This is a genomic window from Burkholderia cepacia ATCC 25416, from assembly GCF_001411495.1.
GTDB lineage: Bacteria > Pseudomonadota > Gammaproteobacteria > Burkholderiales > Burkholderiaceae > Burkholderia > Burkholderia cepacia.
The window spans coordinates 2,161,283-2,173,742 of record NZ_CP012982.1 but is presented as its reverse complement, the minus strand read 5'-3'; the positions used below and the strand labels follow the sequence as shown (position 1 = coordinate 2,173,742).

The 12,460-nt window shown below is 63.2% G+C and carries 9 protein-coding genes; 5 read left to right on the top strand and 4 right to left on the bottom strand.

The window, feature by feature from the left end:
- Positions 1-19: 19 nt before the first annotated feature.
- The 4 genes from APZ15_RS27035 to APZ15_RS27020 form a co-directional block, all read right to left on the bottom strand.
- On the bottom strand, positions 20-1,039 hold the full coding sequence (locus tag APZ15_RS27035; protein WP_027789805.1) for a hydroxyquinol 1,2-dioxygenase: 1,020 nt from the start codon (positions 1,037-1,039) through the stop codon (positions 20-22).
- A 38-nt stretch (positions 1,040-1,077) separates the two neighbouring features.
- Positions 1,078-1,572 (bottom strand): cupin domain-containing protein, encoded by a 495-nt coding sequence (locus APZ15_RS27030; protein ID WP_027789806.1) that lies wholly within the window; start codon positions 1,570-1,572, stop codon positions 1,078-1,080.
- Between the two features lie 115 nt (positions 1,573-1,687).
- Positions 1,688-2,617, bottom strand: coding sequence for a LysR family transcriptional regulator (locus APZ15_RS27025; RefSeq protein ID WP_027789807.1), 930 nt, complete (start codon positions 2,615-2,617; stop codon positions 1,688-1,690).
- Positions 2,618-2,773: 156 nt separating this feature from the next.
- Positions 2,774-4,027, bottom strand: a complete 1,254-nt coding sequence (locus tag APZ15_RS27020) for an MFS transporter (RefSeq protein ID WP_027789808.1) — start codon at positions 4,025-4,027, stop codon at positions 2,774-2,776.
- A 978-nt stretch (positions 4,028-5,005) separates the two neighbouring features.
- On the opposite strand from APZ15_RS27020, the gene APZ15_RS27015 reads away from it, so the two are divergent.
- The 5 genes from APZ15_RS27015 to APZ15_RS27000 all read left to right on the top strand — a co-directional run bounded on the left by APZ15_RS27015 (position 5,006) and on the right by APZ15_RS27000 (position 12,221).
- A complete protein-coding gene (locus APZ15_RS27015; RefSeq protein ID WP_027789809.1) occupies positions 5,006-7,774 on the top strand; it encodes a type VI secretion system Vgr family protein in 2,769 nt (922 codons plus the stop codon).
- 142 nt (positions 7,775-7,916) lie between these two features.
- Positions 7,917-10,091 (top strand): T6SS effector phospholipase Tle3 domain-containing protein, encoded by a 2,175-nt coding sequence (locus tag APZ15_RS27010; protein ID WP_049098430.1) that lies wholly within the window; start codon positions 7,917-7,919, stop codon positions 10,089-10,091.
- A complete protein-coding gene (locus APZ15_RS27005; protein ID WP_172535132.1) occupies positions 10,088-11,569 on the top strand; it encodes a virulence factor in 1,482 nt (493 codons plus the stop codon). Before APZ15_RS27010 ends, APZ15_RS27005 begins: the two co-directional genes overlap by 4 nt.
- A 70-nt stretch (positions 11,570-11,639) precedes the next feature.
- Entirely contained in the window at positions 11,640-11,897 is a 258-nt protein-coding gene (locus tag APZ15_RS39900; protein ID WP_080982159.1) for a PAAR domain-containing protein, read from the top strand.
- Positions 11,898-11,915: 18 nt separating this feature from the next.
- Complete coding sequence (locus tag APZ15_RS27000) at positions 11,916-12,221, top strand: TrfB-related DNA-binding protein (protein ID WP_027789812.1); 306 nt, start codon at positions 11,916-11,918, stop codon at positions 12,219-12,221.
- Positions 12,222-12,460 lie beyond the last annotated feature (239 nt).

Genomic DNA, 12,460 nt, shown 5'->3' with positions numbered 1-12,460 from the left:
GCGGAAGCGGCTGCGTTGCTCAGAACGCGATCGGATACGGCGCGAGCTCGCCGCTCTCGTAGCGTTGCGGCAGGTCCGGCGTCGCGTTTTCCCAGACGAGCAGCATCGACCGCTTCGTCGAATAGCCTTGATGCCGGATGTCGGCGGGCATCGCGCAGATGTCGCCGGCGCGCATCGTGACGCGTGCGCGCGGTGCGCCGGTGTTTTTGTCGCCGATGTCCCACACGATTTCGTCGGACAGTTGCAGGAACCATTCGACGCGGTCGTTGCCATGGAACACCGGCAGGATGAATTCCTCGGTGGTCGGGCAGAACAGGCTGCGCCCGCAGACCGACGTGACCGACGGATTCCACGTGACGTCCGAGCGCGACAGGTACTTGAACAGGTTGAACGCGTGCAGTTCGCCTTCGAAGCCCGGCTCGACATGCACTTCCGGTTCGTCCTGCGCGACGTCGAGGAACGCGCGGTTGACCGGCAGGTCGTCGCGCAGCGGCGAGTCGCCCTCGAGGCCCGGCATGCGGCGCGTCGCGATGCGCGTGCGCTCGATCGCCGCGCCGTTGTCGCCGTGCTTGCGCCCGAACGCCGTGCCCGTTTCCTCGGGCGCCGCGAACGGATCGAAGCCTTCGTTCGTCCAGTCGTGCAGCATCGCCTTGAAGGTCGCCATGATCGTGGGCGTTTCGAAGGTCTCGGTGTAGTCGACGCCGGCATCCTTCAGGATGCCGTTGAACGTGCCCGCATACACGTCCACCTTGCCGTAGTGATTGCGCGTGCCGAACACGTGGTCGAAATTCACCCAGCCGTAGAAGAAGCCCCACGCCACGTCGCGCATCATCGCGCGCAGGAACGCGTCCGCCGGCAGCGCATGCGTGCGGGTCCGGCCTTTCGCGGGCCAGCTGATCTTCACGAAGTATTCGTCGCGCTGGAACGCGAATTCGCCGAGCTGGAAGCGGCGGTAGCCGGTGACGGCATCGGCTTCGGTCGATCGCACCAGATCGGCGGCAAAGCCCGTGGAAAGGTCGAGGGTGTCGAGGGTGGCCATAACGTGTCTCCTGGGAATGTCGAATGAGGTCGGACGAATCAGTGCAGGCAGATTTCGGCCCACTTCTCCACGGACAGCTCGCCAAGGACGGTCTGCACCAGCGCGACGCCCGGCCGGCTCGCGGTGAAGCGGTATGCACAACCGGCCGGCAGCAGCGCCTGATGGCCCTTGCGCAGCACGACATACCCCATCTTGCGGCCGGCCGGCTGGGCGCCGGCGCTCACGGTGCCGCGTCCCGACTTCGGCGGCGAATCGAGCTTGATGAAGTCGATCCGGACTTCGCCGTCCATCTGGATCACGAACTCGTCGTGCGGGCACGCGAACCACGGCGACTGGCCGTCGGTCCGCAGCACTTCGATCACGTATTCGAGGTTCTTGCCGGCGACGACCTTTTCATACGGCGCCGATTTCGATGCGACCTCGAACACGTTCGAGAACGCGTAGTGCCGGGCGCTGCCGCTGGTGATTTCGATCTCGCCCTTCCGGTAATGGTCGAGCGAGCCAAAGACGGTGTGGAATGCCGTGTCGGTCATTGCTGTCTCCTGAGTTGAACTGCTTGTTGGATTCAACTCTAGGGGCAACGCACAGCAGCAACAAGGCAACGGACGGCGATTACGGCATTTGCGTTTCGCGAATAATCCGCGCGGTTCAACGCACCCAGCCGCGCTCCAGGAGGGGACGATCCCACGGGGATTCGTCGCCGATATGGTCCGCGAGGAATTCGACCAGCGCCTTCACCTTCAGCGCCTGTCGCTGCGTCGCGGGATAAACGGCGGCAAAGCTCAGCGGCGCGAGCTGATAGTCGGTCAGGATCGGTACCAGGCGGCCCGCGACGAGCGCATCGCTCGCCACGAGCGTGGGCAGGCAGACGACGCCGCCGCCGGTCAGCGCGTACTCGCGCAGCAGGTGCACGGAGTTCGAGCGGATCATGCCCGGCAGCTCCATTTCGACGACCTCGTCGCCGCGCGTCATCGTCCAGCGGTTGCGCGACGGGTAGCCGGAATACAGCGCGGTCGTGTGCTGCAGCAGGTCGCGCGGATGTTGTGGCGCACCATGCGCGGCGAGGTAGGCGGGCGACGCGCAAAAGAGGCGCCTGACGGTGAACAGCCGCCGTTCGATCAGCGACTCGGAGATCGGCGGAAAGATCTGGAACGCGATGTCGAACCCTTCTTCGACGGGGTCGACCACACGGTCGTTGACGATGACGTCGATCTGGATGCCCGGGTAGCGCCGGTTGAATTCCATCAGCGGCGCGCCGAAATGATCGAGGGCGAAACCGGGCAGCATCTGGATGCGCAGCCGCCCGGTGGGCGTGGCGCGCAGCTCGCGCATCTGGTCCGTCAGTTCGTTGACGCGCCCCACGACCTCCGCGCACTCGCGATAAAACGCCTCGCCCACTTCCGACAGGCGCACGTGGCGGGTGCTGCGATGGAACAGCGGCGCGTTGACGAACTTCTCGAGCTGCTGGATGCGGTTCGTCACGACCGAGCTGGTCACGCCGAGCTGCCGCGCCGCCTCGGCGAAGCTGCTCGCCTCCGCCACCCTGACGAATGCCTCGATGCTCAGAAACCGGTCCATGCCGCGCCCTTTTTCGACAGCGAAACCGGCAGTCTACCCGTGCGGATATCGGGCTGTGTCATGCGGGAGGCGTCACTGTGTCACCCAATCGATGTCAATCGCCGGCGGCGCCGCCCGCCGCATGCACCGCCCTGCCTTGCCCTGCCCGCGCGGGCCTTACCGCGATTGCTCGCCGGCCGCCAGTTCCGGCTGCACGGCTACGCGGCGCTGCAGCACGGCCGGCGCGGTTTCCTTCAGCAGCAGGCTGACCAGGATGCCCAGCACGACCGCACACATCGGCAGCCACAGAATGTTCTGGATGCCAAAGTGTGCGGCGACATAGCCGCCCAGCGCCGGCGCGATGCCGCCGCCGAAGATCTCGCCGACGCCCACCACCACGCCGATCGACGTCGACACGAGCCCGACGGGCGCGGCCTCCGTCGCCACCGGCCCGGACAGCAGCGACACCAGGCCGAGCGTGAAGAACGACGCGACGAACAGCACTCCGAACAACGCGAACGGCTGCGGGCCGAGGCCGCGGAACAGATAGAGCATCACGGCCGTCCCCGCGAAACCGACGATGCTCGCGAGACGGCGGCCGACCAGGTCGGACAGGCCCGGCAACCCGAACTGCCCGAGAAAGCCGCCGAAGCCGATCGCCGACACGACGAGGCCCATCTTCTGCGTGCCGAGTGCCAGGTAGTCGGTCAGGTACAGCGGCAGCAGCGCACCGAGCACGAATACGCCCGTCATCGCGCAGCACAGCGCGGCCATCGCCACGAGAATGTTGCGGCTCCTGAGCACATGGCCGAGCGATGCCGGTGCATGCTCCGACGCGACGGCCGGCGTGACCTTCGGCTCGCGGATGACGAAGAACATGATCGCGCCGAGGATCAGGCCGGGAATGGCGACGAGCGCAAACACCCAGCGCCACGACACGAAACCGAGCAGCTGCGTCGCGATGATCGGCGACAGCGCGAGCCCGAACAGCGCGAAGCCGCTTTGCTGCAGGCCGAGGTTCAGCCCGCGCCGCCGCGGATGCGATGCGTCGGCAGTCGCGGCAAAGCTCGTCGGGCAGAACGAGCCCTCCGCGACACCCATCAGGCCGCGAATCGCCATCAGCCCGAGCAGCCCGCCCGCGAGCCCCGAGAAGCCCGACAGCAGCGAGAACGCGATGATGGCCGGAATCAGCACCTTCCTGCGGCCGACCTTGTCGGAGATGCCGCCCATCAGCGCCGCGAAGATGCCCCACGACAGGCCGAGCACGCCGATGCAGTTGCCGACGTCCTGCGCGTTCAGGTTGAGGTCCTTCATGATCGAAGGGAACAGCGGCGCGATCAGCCAGCGGTCGAGGCCGACCAGCCCGAAGCCGAGCGCCAGCAGCGTGACCGCCTTCCACTCATAGGAGGTATCCCACTCGTTTGCTTTCATTTCCGTCTCCGTGGACACAGGTTCGCCTGCGCGCGACGGAGCGCCTGCGCATCAGCCAGGTCCGATGGTTTTTGTGTGCGATGTGAATCGCCGGGAAGCGCCGGCTGCCGTTCCGGTTCGACATATCGAATCCGGCCAGCCGACGGCACAACGATAGGTGCAACGCCGGGGATCGGGTATCGAACGCGCGGCGAACGCGACATTCGCGATATGCAAATAATCGGCGGCGGTGGGCGGAAGTGACGGTGGGAAGGCGGGGAGAGATCGGTCGTGGGGGTGAAGTGACGCGCGATTGTGCGTCTCGGGGGAAATCCCTCATGGACATCCGGGCGACCGGGGACTGGCCCGTTCACGCCCGGCATGCACCCGATCCGGCGAGGCCGGGCGATACGTGCGGACAACGTATTTCGTATGACAAAAGATGCGTTTTCGATCTTCGATCGTGGTGGACTTTGACTCGCGCTCCGAAATCTTCGCGCTTATGCAGTTGGCCATGGCGAGCCGTGACGGAAACGGCCTTCCACACTATCAAACTGAAAACGGCAAAACTGCTGTCAAGCAGGCACGCATACCGAGTGCACGAGCGCGATCGCACGCACATCGATTTTTATATTTCAAATCCGCCTTATCTATATTCGAATTAGGACAAGTCGAATTTCGAATTGCCAACATCCAATCCGGCTCGGCATAGTTGCCTGCAACCTCCGCGTCCGAACCGTCCAGAAAGGGATAGCGACAAATACCACCCCTGACGAACTGATATAAGACTTTTCCAACCAAAACAAAATACCCAACCGAATCAGAAAAATGTCGAACACCGTTTCAGAGCTAATTGATTTCCATCTCAAAATACCAATAAACCTTTAAAACCCCCATTGTTTGATATTCTGCGCACCGAAATCACGATCACCACTGCTTTACCGCACTGAAAGTCAGACTCAAAGAATACGAAGCCAGAAAAGCAACGAGATTGCCGTTATGTCGATAGCAACAGCATTACGAAACTTTGCGTCCGGTCTGGTCGACTGGAACAACCGGCCCGTCGCCCTGCATTTCGGGCAGGCGCAACACGCGGTCGGCCATCTGCTGGCGCTTCATCGCGCCGATATTCGCGAAGGATTGATGTCGGGAATCGACGGGCAACTGACCTGCATATCCACCCACGCCCATCTGGCGCCCACGCTGTTTCTCGGCCTGCCGGTGTCGGTCCGGCTGACGACCGACCGGGGCGACGTGCGGGCGATCAATGCGATCGTGCACGACGTGCAGGCCGGTCAATCCGACGGCGAGTTGACCGTGTATCAGCTGCGCATCTGCGATGCGCTGTCGTTGATGGACCGCCGCATCAATTCCCGGGTATTCCGGTCGCGAAACATCATCGACATCCTCGGCACGCTGCTGAACGAATGGCGGCAACGCAGCCCCGCACTCGCGCGCGCGTTCGATTTCGACCTGTCGGGATTGCGAGCCGAACGTTATCCGGCACGCGAACTGACGCGGCAGGTCAACGAGTCGGACGCCCGTTTCGTGCGCCGGCTGTTGCGACGCGAAGGCATCACCGTCTTTGCAAAGGCGTGGGCGGTCGGCAATGCGCGCGGCACGGCCGACGAGCGGCCGATCCACACGCTCGTGTTCTGCGACGACCCGCTGCGATTGCCGGAATCGCCTGCCGGCACCGTGCGCCTTCATCCGCGCGATTCGGGAACCGCGCAACGCGATACGGTGACGTTGTTTGCGCATCATCAGCGCCTGTCCCCCGGCAAAGCCGGCCGTCTGTCGTGGGACTACAAGAAGGCGCGCATGGACGATTCCGCGATCGCGACGAGCATCGATCAGGGCGACGCCGGCAACGACCTGGCCCGGCTGCTGACCGATGTCGCGATCGACATTCCGCACGTCGGCGACTCGTGGAACGATCACGACCGCATCACGCATGACCGGATACTCGCCCACCAGTTCGCGGCGGAGCGCTACGACGGTATCGGCCACGTTCGCGACATGCCGGTCGGCTGCTGGTTCACGCTGACCGGCGACCCCGAACTCGACATGAAGCCGGCCGAGCAGCGGCAGTTCGTCGTGACGTCGGTACGGCACGACATCCGGAACAATCTTCCCAAAGACCTGGCCGGCCGCGTGATCGCGCTGTACGCAGCCAGCCGGAACCTCGCGCAAGCCGCCCCACCCTCGCCGGCCGAAACGTCGGAACAGGCAGATACGCGCTACGAGAACCATTTCACGTGCGTGCGTCGCGGCGTGCCGCTCACGCCGTCCTACGATCCGACAATCGACCTCCCGCCGGCTCACCTGCTGACCGGCACGATCGTCGGCACGCAGGGCGAGGAAGTATTCTGCGACGCGGCCGGCCGCGTGCGCGTACGGATTCATGGCTTCGATCCCGCCGATCACGAACACGCACAAGGCGCCGGAACGAACGGGGCGGCCGGCGACAGCGCACCGATACGCGTCGGCGCGAGTCTGGCGGGCGGAAACTTCGGCACGCTCTTTCTGCCCCGCGTCGGGATGGAAGTCTTGCTGGGCTGCCTGTCGGGCGATCCGGACCGCCTGGTCATCATCGGCGTGCTGAGCAACGGCGCGAACCCGCCTGCGACGTTCACGCATACCGGTGCGCTGCCCGGCAACCGTTACGTGTCCGGGATCAAGACGAAGGAAATCAAGGGCGCTCGGTACAACCAGCTTCGCCTGGACGATACGCCGTCGCAGATATCCGCGCAGTTGGCGAGCGAGCATGCGCATACCCAGTTGAACCTGGGTTATCTGACGCAGCCCCGCAAGGATGGACACGGTGCCGATCGGGGCGAAGGCGCGGAGTTGCGCACCGATGCCGCGGCGGCCTTGCGCGCGGCCCAGGGCATCCTGTTCTCGACCTATGCGCGCACATGCGCGACCGGTGGTCAGCTCGATCGTGACGAACTGATTCAGTTGCTCGACCAGTGCATGATGCTGTTCAACTCGCTCGGCGACTATGCCGGCCAGCACGGCGGACGAGCCGCGGATACCGCCGGGCAGGAGAAGATCGTCGATGCGTTCCGTCACTGGAAGCCCGACCTTGCGGATGCCGGTTCCGCCGGCGACACGTCCGCCTTGATGGCGTTCGGCGCACAGGCAGGATCGCTGCACGTCACGCCCAGAACGCATGTCATGTATGCGGGCGAGAACATCGACCAGATTGCCCAGCGGCACGTGCAGGTCGCGAGCGGTGAGCGCATCAACCTGCATGGCGGCCATGGCGTCGCGATGTTCGCGCACAGCGGCGGCGTGTCGGCCATCGCGAATCGCGGGAAGGTGACGATCCAGTCGCAGGACGACGACACGCAGGTGGATTCCGCGAAGAACATCCAGTTGACCGCGGCCGGCGGCAAGCTCGCCGGCATGGCGAACGATCAGGTCGTGTTCGTCACGTCGGGCGGTGCGTACCTGAAGCTGAACGGCGGCGACATCGAACTCGGGTGCCCCGGCACGTTCACCGTGAAGTCGGCCGGCCATGCGTGGGGCGGCCCGGCCAGCATGAGCACCGACATGCCGACGTTCGACCACGCCCCGCTCGGCCGTGTGCCGAAACTCGTTCGCGCGACCGACGGCGATGCGGTGGCGGGGTTCGACGGGCACATGCAGCGGGCATCCGAAGCGCTGTCGAACCTGACCACCGACGCGGCCGGCGAGCTGCCCGCAGTGCATGGCCACCAGTTCGAAACGCTGTCGGTGCAGTTCATCAAGAAGAACGGCTAAGACCATGACCGATTCGATTCTCGACCATCGGCCAGTAGCGGGCGCGCGCGCCGACGCGCCCGACACGACGACCGACGCACCCGCCACCGCTGCATCGCACTCCGAATTGCCCCCTGTCGTCGTCGGCAGAGCCGAGGGGCCGATGCTGTTCGACAACGACAAGCGGCTCATCTGCGTCAAGCAACTGCCGTTGCCCGGCGTCGTCATCTTCGTCCACGGCGTCAACTCCGAGGGCGAATGGTACAAGGCGTCCGAAGAGGGATTGTGCAAGGGCCTGAATCGTCGGCTGGGACGCCTGGACGACCAGATGACGTATCACGGAGTCGACGCCGGGCAGTTGACGCCTGCGAAGTACACCGAGAGCGTGACGCCGGAGGGGTTTCTGAATCCGGACTTGCTGCCGGACAATTACGTCATCCCCGATCCGTCGTTCTCACCCGTCATCCATTTTCGGTGGGGCTACCGCGCGACACTGGAAGAACTGAAGGAATACGGCGACAAGATCTTTCTCAACGAGAAGGATTATTGGGGAGGCGGCCCGTTCACCAATGGCTGTTCGAGCTTGCCCGATCTCTGGCACGACGGCCTCGACGACCGAGCCGTGGGGTGGATAACCGTGCAGGGCATCAACCCGACCAACCGGCCGCTGTATCGCGCGCCGCCGCGTGCCTATGGCGTGCTTGCCGCGTTGCGGCTTGCCAAACTGATCGAGTCGATCCGGAAGATGCGCGCCGACGTGCCGATCACCGTCGTGTGTCACAGCCAGGGGAATATCGTCGGCCTCACGGGCGCGTTCTTCGGTGACGCGTTTCCGGAAGTGGAAGATCCGTGGGGCCGCAAGGGACGCTGCGTCGCGGATGCCTACGTGCTGGCGAATGCCCCGTACAGCCTGGCGAACAGCGAAGGCCCGCACAAATCCGACACGTTCATGGATACCTGGTCGCAACGTGCGACGAAGGATGCCGAGGGCAAGCGCGGCCGGCAGACCTACGCAGCGCGCACTCAGACGCTCCGCACTTTCTTGTCGATGATTGGCGATCGCGCTGCCCATGAACCGTCGCCAGACACGGTCGACGCCGACATGGCGAACAACCGGGTATCGCCGACGAGCAACAAGTCGTATACCGCACTGGCCGACCGTGCGCGCCACGGCCTGAACGGATCGACATATGGGCGCGTCACCGCGTATTGCTGTCCGCACGATCAGGTGATTTCGGCGATCACCGTGCAGGGTATCGGCTGGCGCGGCATCGACAGGCACGAACTGACGGATATCGGCGTACACGGCGTCCTGACACAGCGCGTGTTTGCGTCCGGCTTCGATGTCGGTGTGCAGAAGCGCTATCGCTATTGGGAAGACGACTGGCGGTACGGCAAGAAAGGCACGAAGAGGGGCTTCTGGTATCCGCCCTCGCCGCCGGCGAAATTCAATCTGATCGGTGCGCTCAAGGGGAATGAGTCGGTGTGGGGAATGGCGGCAACGCTGTTCTCGGCGCCGATCATGTTCCTTGCGACCACGGTCAGTTCGGCAATGAACATGTTTCGCGTGAACGCCGATCCGCCGAAGGGCTGGGAGGTATTGGCGGACGCACCGGCCCTGGACGAGACGTTTCCGCCGCAGGCGTTGAGGTTCGACAAGCCGATTCTGACCGAGGACGGCGAAGCAACGAGCGCCTTCAACGAAGACAACGATCCGCCATCCGCATGGCGCGATGCCGGCAAGATCGATGCGGCCAAACGGGCCGACGATCCTTACGACCAGTACAAGGCGAAGAACAAGGACGGTGACGCGCACGGTACGGCCGCGAGTGAAGCCGGGCAACGTTACGAAGACCGCGCCCTGATGCGGATGGAAGCGCGCCGCACGTTGAACACGGAGTGGCTCGACAGCGACGGTCACGTCATCGGTGAAGATGGCAAAAGCGCTCTACCGGATGGCTACAAAGAGTGGCGAGACAAGCAGATCGTGGACTGGCTCGATCGCGGTACGACGAACAGCCCGACGAACCACTCGACGACGATGACCAACCCGGAGCATGCGGAAAAAGCGCTTGCGTATGACGTCGCGATTGGTCCGTGTTACCTGACGCCAAAACAGATGAGAGCTCTGCGCATTGAGGCAGATTGGCGGATGGGGAATGGTATTCCACTCGACAATCTGAACAAAAAATACTTCGACTATTTTGAGTCCGGGCAACTCGACCGAATGACAATGCATGAGTGGGTGCATGCCAATGATTGCGAAGGCAATATGCCCGGCAAAATCGTAGACGAGCGCGAGGGCCAGCTCTATCTGAAGGTTGGAGGGCCGCTATGAAAGCTTTGATCGCCACTCGATCCCGACGCATCACCATCGCCTTTATGGTCTGGTTAATCGCGATCCCGCTGATGGCCACGCTAATGGCACATGTAGAACAACCGGACCCGGCACACTTGAAAATGGGAGATTGGATGAAACGATTCGTAGCTGTGCCCGGCTTGCTGGCGCTCATGATGTTTCTATTCACCACGGCCATGGCACGGCCGGCCCAAGCCGAGACGCACCCCATTCCCCCCACTCTGGAAGCCGCCCGTACAGACGATCCGGCCAGGAACCCCGTTGCGCAAGTCGTCGGCATGATTTGGTTGAATCCATTGCAACGGATGGACTATCCGACAGAGTGGCAACTGTTGTGGGCGCAAGGGCTTGTTACGCCCAACAAGAACGACGATATGGTGCGGACCAAGCCTGAAAAATTCTCTTCGCTTCGGTCAATTGGCGCACTGGTCTACGGCAACGAAGGGGAAGAGACGTTCAAAGGCTTCTATGCCAAGTACATTGATAAATCCATACTGCTGCTTCGAACGCGCTATGGGATGAATTCAAAGTACTTCTACACAGTGGGCCCCAAGAATCAGAAGGACTGGCGCGAACTCGCCGGCATACGCGTTGAAATTGCCATTCCTACTCGTCTCGACGCAACGTTCGCTCGGTCGCGCCTGGTCGATCGAATGATGACATTCTATGAAATCGGCCCGCCTTCCCCCAAAACTCTGTGGAGCCGCGACACGCCCCCTGACGTGCAGATCACGCAAGGCGGTGCAAACGCCGGCTTCACATCACTGAACAACGCGCTGGACTATCTGCAAGCGAACCCCGACAAGAGCGTGTGGGTAATGAATTGGGACGCGCCTAATTTCCCACCCACCGACGCCCAGATCAACGAAAACCTCGTCGTGCTGTTCCTCGCCGGTCCAACCTTCAACACCGAGCGCGAACCACTCGCGTGGATCGGCAAGGCAGCGACCGGCAACACCGCCGAGTTTTCGCAGAAGGCCGGCACGACACGAACGGTGCAAGCGTGGAAGGCAACCATCGATCAGGCAGCACGCAACGCCGGGATTGCCGTTCCGGATATCAAGTACATCGTTCACGACGCCGGCGCAGGTAGCGACGCCGCATCGGCGCGACTTGTCGGCCTATCGCAGACACTCACCGAAATCCTGCCCGAATACGATCACAAGAATCAGGCGTTCAACACCGTGGCCTTGCTCGGCGACATGGGAACCGGCAGCGCCTTGACCGACGTTGCGCTGGCGATCGGCCGGATCAATCACTACGGCGGCAACGCGCTCGTCGCAGGCACGACCGACCCGAAACACCCCGCGGCCGTCGTGGTCATTCCGCCGGCCAATCTCACGCCGATCGATCCGAACGAGGACTGGTTCCGTGCGCGTGGCGGGAACAACGCTTACCTGCCGTGGTGGGGGCGCCGTCACGACACCAACTACGGGATGCAGGGCTATTCATGGTGATGCATGCCGACGCGCGGCGCGTTGAGCACGAACGCGCCCGCCACACCAAATCACACTGGGAATGGGTTATATGCGAGGAATCATTCGAGTAGGCGACCTGCACACTCACGGCGGCCGGGTCGAATCCGGGGCGGCGACGAGCAAGGTGATGGGACGCGCGGTCGCCCGCGTCGGCGATGCATGTTCGTGCCCGCTTCACGGCGCCTGCGTGATTGCGGAAGGAGACATGGCATTCGATGTCGAAGGCCGCCCCGCCGCATTCCACAATCACAAGACGTCCTGCGGCGCGGCATTGATTTCTACCCTGCAAACTTCCGGGCGCATCTGAATGGCACAGATTCGACGCATGACAGCCGAACAGTTTCAGTTGTTGAGGCTGCACGATACCCGGATCAAGCCGGTGAACCGGTGGGCCTTGTTTGAAATCTTCGTCAGGGGCCGGTCGCAGCGCAAGCTCGCCGCCGAACTCGGCATCACCAATTCCGCCATGTCGCAGCTGGTCCGGAGAGCGTGGCAGCGATATCTGGCATTGCCGGGCAACGACACGCGCCTGACCACACTGACGATCACGATCCCTGCCAGGTACGAAAGCGCCTTGCATGCATGGGTGCGCGACACTCACCGACGGGCCACGCCACTCGATCCGCTGTGACCACCCGGTCGAGCCGGGGGAAACGCCGCGCCCCCTTCCACGTTTCGCAGACGTCGCGGGACATCGTTTCCCCCGCAACCCAGAGACGGGGCCATCTCGCGCGGCGCCATTGATCAAGAAACAAATTCCCCCAATCGCCACAAAAACAAAACCACATTCCACGTTAGCCCCAAACACCGACCCATTTTGGATCCTTTTTCCCTTCTGTCCCCCGTATCATTTCTCCCATTCTGAAAGAA